Annotated in this window: 11 protein-coding genes; 7 read left to right on the top strand and 4 right to left on the bottom strand. The window is 61.9% G+C overall.

Annotated elements, in window-relative coordinates:
* Positions 1-115: 115 nt before the first annotated feature.
* Positions 116-1,063 carry a GTP cyclohydrolase FolE2 gene (gene folE2 / locus ABD997_RS10715; protein WP_345317009.1) on the top strand — a complete coding sequence of 316 codons (948 nt, stop codon included), beginning with the start codon at positions 116-118 and terminating at the stop codon, positions 1,061-1,063.
* Between the two features lie 67 nt (positions 1,064-1,130).
* On the opposite strand, the gene glnE is transcribed toward folE2, so the two are convergent.
* Positions 1,131-3,989 (bottom strand): bifunctional [glutamate--ammonia ligase]-adenylyl-L-tyrosine phosphorylase/[glutamate--ammonia-ligase] adenylyltransferase, encoded by a 2,859-nt coding sequence (glnE, locus tag ABD997_RS10710; RefSeq protein WP_345317008.1) that lies wholly within the window; start codon positions 3,987-3,989, stop codon positions 1,131-1,133.
* 111 nt (positions 3,990-4,100) lie between these two features.
* Here glnE and ABD997_RS10705 point away from each other — a divergent pair, with 111 nt between their 5' ends.
* Together ABD997_RS10705 and ABD997_RS10700 are read left to right on the top strand one after the other, a co-directional pair.
* Positions 4,101-5,012 (top strand): DUF350 domain-containing protein, encoded by a 912-nt coding sequence (locus ABD997_RS10705; protein WP_345317007.1) that lies wholly within the window; start codon positions 4,101-4,103, stop codon positions 5,010-5,012.
* Positions 5,009-5,770, top strand: a complete 762-nt coding sequence (locus ABD997_RS10700; protein WP_345317006.1) for an ion transporter — start codon at positions 5,009-5,011, stop codon at positions 5,768-5,770. The genes ABD997_RS10705 and ABD997_RS10700 overlap by 4 nt, the downstream gene beginning before the upstream one ends.
* Here ABD997_RS10700 and ABD997_RS10695 read toward each other — a convergent pair.
* On the bottom strand, positions 5,749-6,636 hold the full coding sequence (locus tag ABD997_RS10695; RefSeq protein WP_345317005.1) for a CYTH domain-containing protein: 888 nt from the start codon (positions 6,634-6,636) through the stop codon (positions 5,749-5,751). The genes ABD997_RS10700 and ABD997_RS10695 overlap by 22 nt on opposite strands.
* A 209-nt stretch (positions 6,637-6,845) precedes the next feature.
* On the opposite strand from ABD997_RS10695, the gene ABD997_RS10690 reads away from it, so the two are divergent.
* The 4 genes from ABD997_RS10690 (at position 6,846) to putA (ending at position 12,998) form a co-directional block, all read left to right on the top strand.
* Positions 6,846-7,523, top strand: coding sequence for a TIGR00153 family protein (locus ABD997_RS10690; RefSeq protein WP_345317004.1), 678 nt, complete (start codon positions 6,846-6,848; stop codon positions 7,521-7,523).
* A gap of 43 nt (positions 7,524-7,566) precedes the next feature.
* A complete protein-coding gene (locus ABD997_RS10685) occupies positions 7,567-8,835 on the top strand; it encodes an inorganic phosphate transporter (RefSeq protein ID WP_345317003.1) in 1,269 nt (422 codons plus the stop codon).
* 201 nt (positions 8,836-9,036) lie between these two features.
* The gene (locus ABD997_RS10680) at positions 9,037-9,624 is read left to right on the top strand and encodes a TIGR04211 family SH3 domain-containing protein (RefSeq protein WP_345317002.1); all 588 of its coding nucleotides are present in this window, start codon (positions 9,037-9,039) and stop codon (positions 9,622-9,624) included.
* 209 nt (positions 9,625-9,833) lie between these two features.
* Positions 9,834-12,998 (top strand): bifunctional proline dehydrogenase/L-glutamate gamma-semialdehyde dehydrogenase PutA, encoded by a 3,165-nt coding sequence (gene putA, locus ABD997_RS10675; RefSeq protein ID WP_345317001.1) that lies wholly within the window; start codon positions 9,834-9,836, stop codon positions 12,996-12,998.
* Positions 12,999-13,072: 74 nt separating this feature from the next.
* Here putA and ABD997_RS10670 read toward each other — a convergent pair whose 3' ends face one another.
* Positions 13,073-13,828: a phosphoadenylyl-sulfate reductase gene (locus tag ABD997_RS10670; protein WP_345317000.1), complete on the bottom strand. Its 756-nt coding sequence runs from the start codon at positions 13,826-13,828 to the stop codon at positions 13,073-13,075.
* Positions 13,818-15,539 (bottom strand): assimilatory sulfite reductase (NADPH) hemoprotein subunit, encoded by a 1,722-nt coding sequence (gene cysI / locus ABD997_RS10665; protein WP_425557068.1) that lies wholly within the window; start codon positions 15,537-15,539, stop codon positions 13,818-13,820. The genes ABD997_RS10670 and cysI overlap by 11 nt, the downstream gene beginning before the upstream one ends.
* Positions 15,540-15,580: the final 41 nt, after the last annotated feature.

The following is a 15,580-nucleotide window of genomic DNA, read 5'->3' as shown; positions in this document are numbered from 1 at the left end:
GATGTACCAGCGTCCATATCGGAAATCCCATCGGCACAATTGCTTTTTCCTCATGAGACGAAAATCTCGCCGTGATATAATTCGCGCCAATTTTGATGTAGCAGGGTCGAAACCGATGACAGAAAACCCCTCTTTACCAACCCTTATGCCTGACGTGGCCAGTAGCGCCAAAGCCCAGATAAGTGGCACCCTGGACTGGGTTGGTATGAGTGAGATCGAGCTGCCGGTGACCGTCAAGACCGACGCCACCGAGCCCCGTTCCGTCAGCGCCCGGGTGGAAGCCTTCGTCAACCTGCCCAAGGCCCACGCCAAGGGGATCCACATGTCCCGCCTCTACCTGGCGCTGGACAAGCTCTCCCTGAGCGAAACCCTGAGCCTGCAAAGCCTTAAGGGACTGCTGGCCCAGTTTATCGAAAGCCATGACGATCTGTCCGACCAGGCGTTCGTCAAGTTCCAGTTCGACTACCACATGCGCCGCCCGGCGCTGATGTCCGGGAACCAGGGTTGGCGTAACTACCCCATCACCCTGACCGGCCGGCTCAATAAGGGGGAGTTGGACCTGGAGCTTGGCCTGGAAGTGGCCTACTCCTCAACCTGCCCCTGCTCCGCAGCCCTCGCCCGCCAGCTGATCCAGGAGGCATTCGAGCACCAGTTCCACGGTGAAGAGCAGGTCGATGCAGAGACCATCCGTCGCTGGCTGGGCACCACTCAGGGCATCGTTGCCACCCCTCACAGTCAACGCTCCCTGGCCCAGATCAAGGTGAAACTGGACGAGCAGAATGAAGTCCTGCCGGTACAGGCGCTGGTGGATGCGGTGGAAGATGCCCTGCAGACCCCGGTGCAGGCGGCGGTGAAACGTGAAGATGAGCAGGAGTTTGCCCGGCTCAACGGCCAGAACCTGATGTTCGTCGAGGATGCCGCCCGGCGTCTCAAATTTGCGCTCGATGAGCACCCCCAGGTGCAGGATTTCTGGCTCCGGGTCAATCACCTGGAGAGCCTCCACGCTCACGACGCGGTTGCGGTGGCGACCAAGGGCATCGACGGCGGTTACCAGCCCCGTTAACCTCCACAGCGATCGAAAACGGGAAGCCCGAGGGCTTCCCGTTTCTTATGGGAGTAGACTAGCGGGATCACTCTCCGGGCGGTGTCTCAATCATCTGCTGCCACAGCTGAGCCACCTCTTGGCAGCGTGCAGGCTTTAACGCCAGAGGCAGAAGCGTGGGCAGATCTGCCAGGACCCTGTGGTGGCTGCTGTCCCTGAGTTCAATGTAGGTGGCAGTCAGCAGATCCGCCTCGCGCGGGGTCAGCTTTTCCGCCATCAGGGCCGACTCCAGGATCCGAACATTGTCGGACCAGGTGGCCAAACTCGGAGCATCCGCCGCCCCGGCCAACACCAGGTACTGGGTCATAAACTCGATGTCGGTGATCCCCCCCTCCCCCTGCTTGAGATCGAACTCACCACCATCGCTTTTGTCCAGGTGACCTCGCATCTTGGCTCGCATCTCGCTCACCTCTCGACGCAGGGTTTCCGGATCCCGACGTTGACACAGCACCTCACGACGCAGGCGCGCGAAAGCACCGGCCATGGCATCATCACCGTAGATGAAGCGGGCCCGCACCAGGGCCTGATGCTCCCAGGTCCAGGCGTCCTCTCTCTGGTACTGGGCAAACCCCTCTATGGGACTGACCAGCAAACCGCTGGCGCCGGAGGGACGAAGACGCATATCCACTTCGTAGAGCACGCCGGAGGCGGTTCGGGTCGCAAACAGGTGCAGGATGCGCTGGGCCAGCTTGATGTAGAAGTGCCCATTGTCGATCGCCTTGGCCCCATCCGTGTGCCCCCCCAGCCCCTGGTGCAGGAACACCAGGTCCAGGTCCGAGCCGTATCCCAGCTCCAACCCACCCAGCTTGCCATAACCGATGACCGCGAAGCCCCGATCCCCCTCCGCCAGGCCGGAGGGAACGCCGTGGCGCTGACTGACCTGTTGCCAGGCAAGATCAACCACTTTTTCAATGATCGCCTCCGCCAACCAGGAGAGGTGGTCGCTCACCTTCATCACCGGCAACACCCGGGTGACATCGGCGGCGGCGATGCGCAACTGCTGAGCCTGCTTAAACTGGCGCAACGCCTCCATCTGCTGCTCAAGATCCTCCTCCGGCACCCGTAACATGAACTCCCGCAGCTCCGCCGCATACCCCTGGGGGGGCAGCGGCTGATAAAGCGCGACCGGATCGATCAACTCATCCAGCAAAATGGGGTAGCGCGACAACTGCTGAGCGATCCAGGGACTGGCGGCACAGAGGGTGGCCAGCTGTCGGCGGGCACCGGCCTTCTCCAGCAGCAGTTCCAGGTAGGTGGTGCGGCTGAGAATCGGGGTCAGCACCGTCATCAGGCGCTGCCAGATCAGGGTCACCTCACCCTGGCGGAGCAGCTCATGCAACAGCAGGGGGATCAGCCGGTCCAACGCATCCCTGCCTCTAGGGCCGATACGGCGCCGGGCAAAGTCCTCCTGGGCCATCTGGATAAGTGGCCAGAGTGCCGGGTCCAGCCCCTGCTCCCGGAGCAGGGCTTCACCATCGAGCTCGCCACTGTCGTCCTGCCACACTAGGGGCAGTGACCCCAGGTCGGCCTGTTCGCTGTCGCTGTCGCCGATGGTAAGACGAAACACCTGGTGGATCTGACTCATCGCCTGATGGATCGCTTGCCACAGGGCTTCGACACTGTCGAATCCCATGGACAACGCCAAACGGAGCCGGTCGTTCTCATCATCCGGCAGGCGCTGAGTCTGTCGATCACCCAGGGCCTGCAAACGGTTTTCCACCGCACGCAGCAGCCGGTAGCCCTGCTCCAGGTGGTGGCAGTCGCCATGGCCCAACAGACCGAGTCGATCCAGCTCCCGAAGTGCCGGAATCAACGCCTGCCCCCGCAGACCCGGCTCCCTGCCACCCCGAATCAGCTGATGACTCTGGACCACAAACTCCACCTCGCGGATCCCGCCAGCACCCAGTTTAATGTTATCGGTCGTCGCCTGGCGACGCAGTTGGGACTCGATGAGGGTCTTCATTCGACGCAGGGCGTCGATGGCGGAGTAGTCCAGGTAACGGCGGTATACGAAGGGGCGCAGCAGGGTTTCCATCTTAGCCCTCTGGGCAGGATCCTTACCCAGCAGCCGCGCCTTAACCATGGCATAGCGCTCCCACTCACGCCCCTGCTCCTGGTAGTAATCCTCCATCGCCGCCAGGGAAACCACCAAAGGGCCCGCCTCGCCGAAGGGACGCAAACGCATGTCGACCCGGTAACAGAAACCGTCCACAGTGACCTGCGACAGCAGGTTGATCAGCCGCTGACCAAGCCGAATAAAATATTGTTGGTTATCCAGTTCCTTACGGCCCCCTGCCGTGTAACCGTGGCTTTCGTAGCAGAAGATGAGGTCGATGTCGGAGGAGAAGTTCAGCTCCCCTCCGCCCAGCTTACCCATCCCGAGCACCCAGAGCTCCAGCTCCCGGCCGGTTTCATCCGTGGCCCGCCCCCATAACGGGGCCTTCTGCTCAACCAGCCAATCCCGGGTGGCCAATATGGTGGCTTCCGCCAGGGCTGACAGGTGTGTGAGGGCTTCATCAAGCTTGGCCAGGTTCAGCAGGTCTCTGGCGGCAATGCGACACAACTCCCGGTTGCGATAGGCCCGCAGGAGCGTCATCGCCTCGGCGTCATCTTTGCACGGAGCGAGCAGCGCCTGCAGCTCGCCGCGGTAAGCCTCGGCCCGCTGAGCACGCCCCAGCTCTCCCTCCACAAACAGGGCCGTTAACCACTCCGGCTGACGGACCAGGACCTGGCCGGCAAACTCCGAGATCGCCAGCAGACGCCATAGCTGTCCCCGGGCCGTCTCATCCAGGGCCTGGAGCCGCTCAGGATCAAGCCGTTGCCACTGGCGTTCAGCCAGTTGTTGCAAAGGAGCGCTAAGCTTGTTGTCAGAGGGCGCGCTAGTCATAATGTAACGTCCTGTTTAGCCATCAATACCGAGATAAAGTGGGCTCACTTTATCATACCCGGATAACCCTTGGGGCCTGCTTCCGGGCGCATAAGAGAGGGAGAGATGCCGATGCCCACCTGGCTAGAAACGCTCTGGCAGTACCCCCTGCTGCTGCCACTGGGGATGAAACTGCTGGTGGGGATAGCCCTGTTCGTATTGGCTCGGGTCAGCTACGGCTGGTTCGCCGGCGTGGACAGCACCCGAGAGCTCTCGGAGCGGGACAATGTGGCCTTCGGGATCAGCCTGGCCGGGGGGATCCTGGCCCTAGCGGTGGCCCTCTCGGGGATCTTCCACCTTCCCTCCCAGGCCTCGTTGACCGCAGATCTGGTCTGGACCACCGGGTTGGGGCTGGCCGCCCTGATACTGATCCGTGTCAGTCGGCGCTGGTATGACCGCTGGGGCCTGCACCAGATTAACAAGCGGGAGCAGATCCTCGACGGCAACCTGTCAATGGCGATGGTGGATGGCGCGGTCGGGATCGCCATCAGTCTGGTCCTTAAAGGGATGTTACAGTGGCTTGGCACCCTGAGCCTGGCGGCGGTTCCTTTAATGGCCTTCAACTTCTTCATCGCCATCGGCCTGCTGGTCACCCTCACCCGAATCCTGGAGTATCGATACCGGCGCCATAACCAGGGAGGCAGCCTGCAGCAGGCGCTGGGTCAGGACCATCGACCGGTGGCGCTTCGGCACTGTGGTTACCTGCTGGCCTGTGGCCTGGTGATCCAGACCGCCGGGTGGCTGCAACCCTACGACCCTAGCCGACCACTCATCACCATGGCCGCCTGGTTTTTCTGGGCGCTACTGGGGTTACTCTTACTGACCCTGCTCAGCATCCTGTTGCGCACCCTGGTACTGGCCCATGTCCGGGTTGACCGGGAGGTGGAGATGCAAAATAACGGCGGCATCGCTGCCCTCGACGGTGCCCTGGCGTTTGCCGTGGCTTACCTCATTTGCGAACTGGTGACAGATCTGAGCCTATGAAAAAGGAAACCCTCACCCCCAAAGAGCTGGGACTGATGCTGCTTTCACTGATCGCGGTGATCGTGGTGCTGACCATCGCTTTCAGCGACCCCGACGCCAAGTTGACCCAGCTCCTGCTCATGGTCGACATGATCATCTGTCTGATTTTCCTTACAAACTTTTTCTATGACCTGATCCGCAGTGACGACAGATGGCACTATGTGCGCACCCACTGGATCGACCTCGTGGCCTCCATCCCCGCCATCGAAACTCTTCGTTATGCCCGTATCTTCCAGGTTCTTAGGGTGTTTCGTCTGATCCGGATGAGCCGCTCGGTACTGATTCCGCTGCTTAAACAGCGGCAACAAACCACTCTGACCGGGCTGATGCTGGCGATGGTCACCATCATCACCCTCTCCGCAGTGCTGATTCTGATCGTGGAGGACAAGGCCCCGGGCGCCAACATCGACTCTGCCGAGGCTGCCATGTGGTGGGCCCTGGTAACCATGTCCACCGTAGGGTACGGCGACTACTACCCAGTCACCTCCGAGGGGCGCTTAATAGGTGCCATAGTGATCCTCTGTGGCGTCAGTTTCTTCGGCGTCGTGGCCGGCTTCCTCGCCTCGCTGTTTGTCAGTCAGGACACCCAGGACACTCAAGATGAGAACCTGCCCCGCCTCAATCAGTTGGAACGAGAGCACAAACTGCTGATCCAGGAGATCCAGGCACTGCGCCGGGAGCTGCGCCAAGCGCCCCGTCAGGATTCCGATAGCAGTTGACGCAGCAGCGCCAACTGGCCAAGACCATACCGGGGCTGGGCCATCATCGCCTCCAATCCTTGCCGTGTCAGGACCGACGCCGTTGAATCGCCGGGCAAGGGTGACAAGCCGGCGATCTCATCCAACACCCGCTGTAGCGGCGCCAAGGCGGCCACTTCCCCCGCCAACACCCGCTCCTCGTTACGCTGCCAGGCCTGAAGTCTTCCCGCGCTGCTGTCCGGCCAATCCTGCAGGGGCGTCGGCATCGGACTTAGCCCCGCCAGCCGGTAGCCTCGGGCGGCTTTGGAGTCCAGCCCCAGGCGCAATGAAAAGCGCCCCATCAGGACCTCGGCCAACGAGAGCAGCGATGTCGGCTCTCCGGTTACCAGCTCCAACTCCAACTCGGCGATCGCTTCCCGCCCCTCCCCGGCCATCACTTCACCCCGATCCAGCGCCAACTCAATACGGGCCCCGTCCCAATCCAGGCAGGCGGATTCACGCACGAAGTCGGTTTCGAACTGCACCCGCAACCCCTCCTGCAGCCCCTGGCGCTGGGAGAGACTCCAGAGATGGTCGGGGAAAAGGGCCAGGTCCGGCACTTCGCCGGACGCTTTGGCATTGTACTCGGGCCGGGCATGGAGCCCTCCGGTCACCTGACCCTGGGTTTTCAAAGTTTGCTCCCTTTGCGCCCCACTGCGTCGGATCCGCAGTCCCATATCCTGCCGACGCAGGGCCAGGTCCGGAGTATCGAAATAACGATTTCCCAACTCTTTGCGCTCAATCACATCCAGCGAAACCAGGTCCGCTATCGCCGACAGCGACGTCAGTCCGGATGACGGATTGAGCAGCAACTTCACCTCTATCTCCACAACCGCTCCATCTTTCATATAAATTTCATAGCGTTGTCACTGACTTGTTGCAGTGTCATATCGCTGTCATATAACTGCCATAGATTACGCACCTGTCGAGCCCAGGCCAAGTTAGCCGGGCTTGCGTGCACTATGCTTTTAACTGCATCCGATTGCGTGTTGCGGATCTTCCTCAAGTGGGTATGATCCGCTCGCCGAATGAATAGGCTCCTACAGGATATAAGGTCATGCCGGTCAACTTTTTAGGCGTCTTCGCCAAGTCACCGATCAAACCAATTGAGCAGCACATCGATAAGATCCAGAGCACTGCAGAGCTGCTGCTGCCCTTCTTCGAAGCCGTGAAGGCAGAAGATTGGGAAAAAGCCACCGAACTTCAGAAAAGCATCAGCCAGTCCGAGCGGGAAGCCGACACGCTCAAGCACAAGATCCGCATGCGCCTGCCCGGCGGCATCTTCATGCCTGTACAGCGCACCGATCTGCTTGAGATGGTCACCCAGCAAGACAAGATCGCCAATAAGGCGAAGGATATCGCCGGCCGAGTAATCGGTCGCGAAATGCGGTTCCCTGAACCGATGCATGACACCTTCAGCGCCTACCTGAGCCGCTGCATCGACGCAGTGAAGCAAGCCCACAAAGCGATCCACGAGCTGGACGACCTGCTGGAAACCGGCTTCCGCGGACGCGAGGTGACCTTGGTGGAAGAGATGATCAAGGAGCTCGATCGCATTGAGAATGACACCGATACCATGCAGGTGAAACTGCGCCGGCAGCTGCTTGATCTGGAGCGGGAGCTCAACCCGGTGGACGTGATTTTCCTCTACAAAATTCTTGAATGGGTTGGCGACTTGGCCGATCTGGCGGAGCGCGTCGGCGCCCGGCTGGAACTGATGCTGGCTCGCAGCTGATCCATAACCCCTTAGATAACATGTTATTTAACAAGGTTTTACCATGGTAGAAGTACTGGTAACAAACGGCCCTTGGCTGATCATGGCCGCGGCGCTCTTTGGCTTCCTGATGGCATTCGGTATCGGTGCCAACGACGTGGCCAACGCCATGGGCACCTCCGTGGGCTCCGGCGCGCTGACCATCAAGCAGGCCATCATCATCGCCGTTGTATTCGAGTTTGCCGGGGCCTATCTGGCCGGCGGCGAAGTGACCAACACCATCCGCAGCGGCATCATCGACTCCAGCTTCTTTATCGACCAGCCCGAGCTGATGGTGTATGGCATGGTTTCTGCCCTCCTGGCTGCCGGGATCTGGCTGATTGTTGCCTCCTGGCTGGGCTGGCCGGTCTCCACCACCCACTCCATCATCGGTGCCATTATCGGCTTTGCGGCTGTCGGCGTGGGCTCAGAAGCGGTCGAGTGGGGCAAGGTTGCCGGCATCGTCGGCTCCTGGATCATCACCCCGGCCATCTCCGGATTCATCGCTTATCTCATCTTCCAGACGGCCCAGAAGCTGATCTTCGACACCGATAAGCCGCTGGAAAACGCCAAACGCTACGTCCCTTTCTACATGGCCTTCGCCGCTTTCGTCATGGCGCTGGTCACCGTCACCAAGGGTCTCAAGCACCTGGGTCTCAACTTTACCCTCATAGAATCCTACGCCCTCGCGCTGGCCATCGCGGCGGCAATCGGCCTGGTGGGCAAGATCGCCATCGGCCGGTTGAAGTTTGACCCCAAGGCGGACCGCATGACCCAGTTCGGTAACGTCGAGAAGGTGTTTGGGATCCTGATGATCGCCACCGCCTGCTGCATGGCGTTCGCCCACGGCTCCAACGATGTGGCCAACGCCATCGGTCCGCTGGCTGCGGTGGTGACCATCGTCCAGGCCGGCGGTGAGATCCCCGAGAAGGCCCCCTTGGTCTGGTGGATCCTGCCCCTGGGCGCCATCGGTATCGTGTTCGGCCTGGCCGTACTGGGTAAGCGGGTGATCAGCACCATCGGCACCAAGATCACCCATCTGACCCCCAGCCGCGGCTTCGCTGCCGAGCTGGCGGCCGCTTCCACCGTAGTAATCGCCTCAGGCACCGGGCTTCCCATCTCTACCACCCAAACCCTGGTCGGCGCGGTGTTGGGCGTGGGCATGGCCCGTGGTATCGCCGCCCTGAACCTGGGCGTGGTTCGCAATATTGTAGTGAGCTGGGTGGTGACCCTGCCTGCCGGTGCGGCTCTCTCAATCCTGTTCTTTACTCTGCTGCGCAATATGATGAGCTAAATGGGCAAGCAGGCTTTAAGACGGAAAACGGGGCCTTCGGGCCCCGTTTTTGTCTCTGGCAAACACCGTTCATTTTCACGCCACCATGAGCAAAAACCTTCCTTTTCCTGCCTGAGAGGTCCAATTTTCCCGGTCTCAGCCTTGTCTACGGCGGTCTGATCTCCTAGCATGGGCGCCTTCTCAAGAAGTGGTATCAACATTATGTCAAAACGCATCTCTGCCTGGTTGCTGTGCCTGGCGGCCTTCAGCTTGCCGAGCATGGCGGCCCAGGCTAATAGCATTGTCTCGGAAGACATCTTTATCTATCTGCAGGCAGGGCCCAGCACCCAGTATCGTATCCTCGGCAGTGTTCGTGCCGGTGAAGCACTGGTCGACCTGAAAGAGCGCCAGAACGACTACGCCAAGGTCCGTGATGAGCAGGGGCGTACTGGCTGGATCAAGGTGGAATACCTCAAGTCAGGCCCGAGCTTCCGCACCCGGGTGCCGCAGTTGGAGAAGGCCCTGGCGGACACCCGTCAGCAACTGGCGACCATCACCGAGGAGCGTGATGCCCTGCTGGGTAACAGCCAGGAGCAGCGCAGCACCATCCAGAATGCGACCCAGCAGGTGGATCAGCTCAGCGCCGACAACGAACGTCTTCAGCAAGAGGTCACCAAGCTGAAGAACAACGAGCGCTTCATCTGGCTGACCCAGGGCGGCATCCTCGCCGGTGCTGGCCTGCTGGTAGGCTTCATCATCGCCTACCTGCCTCGGCCTAAGCGTCGCCGCAGAAACGACCAGTGGGTCTGACCCCGCTAACTGAGTTCACCAAAAAACGGGCCGATTGGCCCGTTTTTTTATTGGCATAATCCCGAAAACTGAGGGTTCCCTCTTTTCCTCTTCCGGCCCATCCCTGAGCCTATTACAGCTCACACTTTGCCGATATACTGTGCGCGCCGTCCGGTATATTGTATACAAAAAATAGGAAGCGCCGGACCCAGGTTAAAGAGGACCGCTCCATGTTTAAAGCCAGCCAAGTTCTGGATACCCCGGCGTCAAATCGCGACGCCCTGTTTGATGCGATAAGCGCCAACTACTGCGTCGATGAGAGTCGCTACCTGGAAGAGTTGATGGCTCTGGTGCCCGCCAACCACATCGACGCCGTCACCCAGCGGGCGCATGACCTGGTGGCCGAGGTTCGGCAGTTTGAAAAGCGGGGCCTGAGCATCGGCATTGATGCCTTCCTTCAGCAGTACAGCCTGGAGACCCAGGAGGGGATCATATTGATGTGTCTGGCCGAGGCCCTGCTGCGTATTCCCGACAGCGCCACCGCCGATGCCCTCATCGAAGACAAACTTTCCGGCGCCAACTGGGCCAAGCACCTTAAGGCCAGTGACTCCCTGCTGGTTAACGCCTCCACCTGGGGGTTAATGCTGACCGGCAAAGTGATCACGCTGGACAAAACCTTGGATGGCAACCCCGCCTCCCTGCTCAATCGCCTGATCAACAAGATGGGCGAGCCGATGATCCGCCAAGCGATGTACACGGCGATGAAGATCATGGGCAAGCAGTTTGTCCTGGGACGGGATATTCGCGAAGCCCTGAAGCAGAGCGAAGCCAACCGCGCCCTGGGCTACACCCACTCCTACGACATGCTGGGCGAAGCCGCACTCACCGCCGCTGATGCCAACAAGTACCTGGAAGATTACCGCCAGGCCATCTCGGCCCTGGGAACACAGCCATTCGATACCCGTCAGGCCCCCCGCCCAACCATCTCAATCAAGCTGTCAGCACTGCACCCCCGCTACGAAGTCGCGCACCGGGAGCGGGTGCTGACCGAGCTCAAAGCGACGGTACTGACCCTAATTGAACAGGCCCGGGCCGTCGAGGTGGGGATCAGCATCGATGCCGAGGAAGCGGACCGCCTGGAACTCTCCCTGGAGCTGTTCGAAGCCCTTTACCAGGATCCTAAGACTCGTGGCTGGGGCAACCTGGGGCTGGTGGTGCAGGCCTACTCCAAGCGGGCGCTGCCGGTACTGGTCTGGATCAACGCCCTGGCCGCCGAGCAGGGGGACCTGATCCCGCTGCGGCTGGTGAAAGGCGCCTACTGGGACAGCGAGATCAAATGGTGCCAGCAGGGGGGCAGCGAGGGCTACCCGGTCTTCACCCGCAAAGCCGCCACCGACGTCTCCTACCTGGCGTGCGCCCGCTACCTGCTGAGCGCCCAGACCCGGGGTAACATCTATCCCCAGTTCGCCACCCACAACGCCCAAACCGTTGCGGCGGTCGAGGCGATGGCGGGCGATCGTGACTTCGAATTCCAACGCCTGCACGGCATGGGCCAGGAGCTTTACGACACCCTGCTTAAGGGCGAAGCCAAACCCAAGGTGCGGATCTACGCCCCCGTAGGTGCCCACAAGGATCTGCTCCCCTACCTGGTACGGCGACTGCTGGAAAACGGTGCCAACACCTCCTTCGTGCATAAGTTGGTGGACCCCAACACCCCGATCGACAGCCTGATCACCCACCCCTTGACCACCCTGGCCGGCTTCCACAACCTGGCCAACGACAAGATTGCCCTGCCGGAGCGGATCTTCGGCCATGAACGCGCCAACTCCAAAGGATTGAACATGAACATCGCGCACTTCTCCCGCCCCTTCTTCGCTGACCTGGCCCGCTTCCAGACTCAGCAGTGGCAGGCCGGACCGCTGATCGGCGGTGAGCTGCGTCGCAGTGGAGAGGCACACTCGGTGAAGAACCCCTTCGACACCCGGGAGCCGGTGGGCGAGGTCTACTTCACCAGCGATGCGGAACTGGAAGAGGCGCTGCAGCGGGCCAAGGAGGCGTTCCCAGCCTGGAATGCCACCCCGGTGGCAGAGCGGGCCGCCGCTCTGGAGAAACTGGCAGACAGCCTGGAAGCGAACATGGCGGAGCTCATCGCCCTGTGCACCCGGGAAGCGGGCAAAGGTCTGCAAGACGGCATCGACGAGGTTCGTGAAGCGGTGGATTTCTGCCGCTACTACGCGGTTCAGGCTCGCCATATGATGGCCAAGGGCACCGTACTGCCCGGTCCTACCGGTGAGCTGAACGAGCTGTTCCTCGAGGGTCGAGGGACCTTCCTCTGCATCAGTCCCTGGAACTTCCCCCTGGCGATCTTCCTGGGTCAGGTGGTCGCAGCTCTGGTGACCGGCAACACCGTGCTGGCCAAGCCGGCAGAGCAAACCAACCTGGTGGCACTGCGGGCCACCCAACTGGCGCACCAGGCCGGCATACCGGCAGATGTCCTGCAGCTGCTGCCCGGCCCCGGCCGTGAACTGGGCCCCAAACTGACCAGTGATGAACGGGTTACCGGGGTCTGCTTTACCGGATCCACCGCCACCGCCAAGGCGATCAACCGCAGCCTCGCGGCCCGAGAGGGCGCCATCGCTCCCCTGGTGGCGGAGACCGGCGGACAGAATGCCATGGTGGTCGACTCCACCTCACTGCCGGAGCAGGTGATCACCGACGTGGTGCACTCCGCTTTCCAAAGCGCCGGACAGCGCTGCTCGGCCCTGCGGGTGCTCTACGTCCAGGCGGACGTGTCGGAGCGCGTGATCACCCTGCTTAAAGGGGCGATGGCGGAGCTTAGGGTGGGTGATCCCGCCTACCACCACACCGATGTTGGGCCGGTGATCGATGCCACCGCCCAGAGCAAGCTGCTGGCCCACATCGAGCGGATCAGTGCGGAAGGGCAGTTGCTGGCCCAGGCTCCACTGGATGAGCGCTGCCAGCATGGCCACTTCGTTGCCCCCACCGCGGTGCAGATCGACCATATCGGCCAGCTGGAGCAGGAGCACTTTGGCCCCATCCTCCACGTGATCCGTTACCAGGCAGATCAGCTGGACGCGGTGATCGAGGAGATCAACAGCACCGGCTTCGGACTGACGCTGGGGGTTCACAGCCGCAACGAAAGTCAGGCCCTGCGGATCGCCCGGTCGGTGAAGGCGGGCAACGCCTACATCAACCGCAACCAGATCGGGGCCGTGGTCGGAGTCCAGCCTTTCGGTGGCCAGGGGCTCTCCGGCACCGGTCCGAAGGCGGGCGGGCCGCACTACCTGACCCGTTTCGTCACCGAAAAGACCATCAGCAACAACATCACCGCCATCGGGGGCAACGCCACCCTGCTGGCTCTCGGCGACGGCTAAGCACATCGCCTGAAACGGGAAAAGCGGAAGCCTCTGGGCTTCCGCTTTTTTATTCATGGCAAGAATCTGAACTTTCAGATCTCGTAGTGCAGCCCACACTCCCGCTTAAGGCCCGCAAACCGGGTTTCCTCTTCGCTCATCCCCAGCTCCAGCGGCCGGGAACTGTGGCTGTCGCCCACGGAGACATACCCCTGTTCCCATAGCGGGTGGTAGGGCAGCCCCTTGGCCTGCAGGTAGTCGTGCACCTGCTTGTTACTCCAGTCGAGGATCGGCAACAACTTGTAGCGGCCTGAGCGGATTGCCAAAAGAGGCAGCGCCGCCCGGCTTTTGGCCTGCTCCCGGCGCAGGCCGGCAAACCAGCTACCGATCTCCAGCTCCTTCAGGGCCCGTTGCATCGGCAACACCTTATTGCGCCGGTTATAACGATCCAGCGCCTCCTGGCCCTGCTCCCACTCCTTGCCATAGCGGGCCTGCTGCCAGGCTGACGACAGGTCGCTGCGGTAGATCTTCAGGTTCAGATCCAGGCGTTCAGTCAGCGTATCGATAAAGCGATAGGTTTCCGCAAAGAGGTACCCGGTGTCGGTCAGGATCACCGGGATCCCGGGCGCCTGCTCGGTCACCAGGCTCAGCATCACTGCCGCCTGGATCCCGAAACTTGATGAGAGTCCATGATTCCCCGGCAGCTGCGCCAGCCCCCAGGCGATCCGCTCCTCGGCACTCACCCCCTCCAGCTCCCGGTTCAGCCGGGCCAGCGCCTTCTCCTGCCGCTGGGGTGACTTTTCGAGTAGGGCGGCCAGGGCGGCGCTGCCCTGCGACAGGCTACTGGTCATGGAAATCCTCCTTTGGCACCCGCACCGGTGCCACCACGCCAACCCGCACCACGAAATCGCCAAACCCCTCGTCCTCCTGCCGCTCCCCCGCCCAGCGGCCAATCAAGCCATCCAGCTCCGTCAGGATGGCGTCCTCATCCAGGTTGTCCCGGTAGGCTCGGGGGATCCGTGTCCCCTCCCGGTTACCACCGAGGTAGAGGTTGTAGCGCCCCGGCCCCTTGCCCACCAGCCCCACCTCCGCCAGCATCGCCCGGCCGCAGCCATTCGGGCAGCCGGTGACCCGGAAGATGATCGCCTCCTGCTCCAGGCCATGGCGGGCCAATACCGCCTCGAGGCGATCGACGAACCCCGGCAGGAAGCGCTCCGCCTCCGCCATCGCCAGGGGACAGGTCGGCAGCGAGACGCAGGCCATGGAGGCTTTTCGCTGGTTGCTGGCCCGGTCACCGAGCAGGCCATACTGTCGAGCCAGGGACTCTATTCGGGCTCTCTCCTCGGGAGCCACACCGGCGATGATCAGGTTCTGGTTGGCGGTCATGCGAAACTCGCCCCTGTGGATCCGGGCCAGCTCGGCGACACCGGTTTTCAGCGGATTGCCCGGTGCATCCAGCAGTCGACCATTCTCGATAAAGAGGGTGAGGTTGTGTTTGCCATCGATCCCCTCGGTCCAGCCAAACTGGTCACCCCGGCCGGTCAGGCGGAAGGGACGGGGTGGCGCCAGGGTGAGCCGGGCCCGTCGCTCCACCTCGGCCTTGAACACTTCGGTACCAACCCGGTCCAGGGTGTACTTGGTCTTGGCGTTTTTGCGGTTCACCCGGTTGCCCAGGTCCCGCTGGGTGGTCAGGACCGCGGTGGCCACGTCGAGCACCTTATCCAGGGGGACAAACCCCAGGTTGTCGGCGGTGCGCGGGTAGGTGCTGCGATCCCCGAAGGTCATCGCCAACCCTCCCCCCACCAGCAGGTTGAAGCCCACCAGGGTTCCGCGCTCGGCGATGGCCACGAAGTTCATGTCATTGGCGTGCAGGTCCACGTCGTTGTGGGGCGGCACCACCACGGTGGTCTTGAATTTGCGCGGCAGGTAGCTGTCTCCCAGGATCGGCTCCTGCTCCGACTCGGTGCTCTCCACCTTCTCGCCATCGAGCCAGATCTCCGCGTAGGCACGGGTGCGGGGCAGCAGGTGCTCGGAGATCCGTTGGGCCCACCGGTGCGCCTCGGCATGCAGCCCTGACTGCTCCGGATTGGAGGTACAGAGCACGTTGCGGTTGACGTCACCGGCGGTGGCGATGGAATCGATGCCGATCTCGTGGAGGGTGCGATGCATCAGGGTGATGTGGCGCTTAAGCACCCCGTGAAACTGGAAGGTTTGACGGGTGGTCAGACGGATACTGCCGTAGCGGGTGTAGTCCCGGGCGAAGGCATCGATCGCCAGCCACTGGGCCGGGGTGATCACCCCACCGGGCATCCGTGCCCGCAGCATCACCGTGTGCAGCGGCTCCAGCTTCTGCTCCGCCCGCTCGGCGCGAATGTCCCGGTCATCCTGCTGGTACATGCCGTGGAATCGGATCAACTGGAAGTTATCCGCCCCGAAACCGCCGGTGAGCGGATCCGCAAGATCCGCCCGGATGGTGCCCCGCAGGTGATCGCTCTCCCGTTTCAGGCGCTCATTATCTGCCAGCGGCCCGGTCACCACCAGCGGCTTGAGCTCCTCCGGCAAACGGTTGACCTCGGGCTCCGGCACCGACCCTTGTGTCTTAG

The organism is Ferrimonas gelatinilytica (assembly GCF_039544205.1).
GTDB classification, from domain to species: domain Bacteria; phylum Pseudomonadota; class Gammaproteobacteria; order Enterobacterales; family Shewanellaceae; genus Ferrimonas; species Ferrimonas gelatinilytica.
This window is presented reverse-complemented; position numbering and strand designations above follow the sequence as displayed.

Excerpts from the sequence above, each read along its gene's own strand:
- folE2 (WP_345317009.1), top strand. The coding sequence starts at position 116 with ATGACAGAAAACCCCTCTTTACCAACCCTTATGCCTGACGTGGCCAGT.
- glnE (WP_345317008.1), bottom strand. The coding sequence starts at position 3,989 with ATGACTAGCGCGCCCTCTGACAACAAGCTTAGCGCTCCTTTGCAACAA.
- ABD997_RS10705 (WP_345317007.1), top strand. The coding sequence starts at position 4,101 with ATGCCCACCTGGCTAGAAACGCTCTGGCAGTACCCCCTGCTGCTGCCA.
- ABD997_RS10700 (WP_345317006.1), top strand. The coding sequence starts at position 5,009 with ATGAAAAAGGAAACCCTCACCCCCAAAGAGCTGGGACTGATGCTGCTT.
- ABD997_RS10695 (WP_345317005.1), bottom strand. The coding sequence starts at position 6,636 with ATGAAAGATGGAGCGGTTGTGGAGATAGAGGTGAAGTTGCTGCTCAAT.
- ABD997_RS10690 (WP_345317004.1), top strand. The coding sequence starts at position 6,846 with ATGCCGGTCAACTTTTTAGGCGTCTTCGCCAAGTCACCGATCAAACCA.
- ABD997_RS10685 (WP_345317003.1), top strand. The coding sequence starts at position 7,567 with ATGGTAGAAGTACTGGTAACAAACGGCCCTTGGCTGATCATGGCCGCG.
- ABD997_RS10680 (WP_345317002.1), top strand. The coding sequence starts at position 9,037 with ATGTCAAAACGCATCTCTGCCTGGTTGCTGTGCCTGGCGGCCTTCAGC.
- putA (WP_345317001.1), top strand. The coding sequence starts at position 9,834 with ATGTTTAAAGCCAGCCAAGTTCTGGATACCCCGGCGTCAAATCGCGAC.
- ABD997_RS10670 (WP_345317000.1), bottom strand. The coding sequence starts at position 13,828 with ATGACCAGTAGCCTGTCGCAGGGCAGCGCCGCCCTGGCCGCCCTACTC.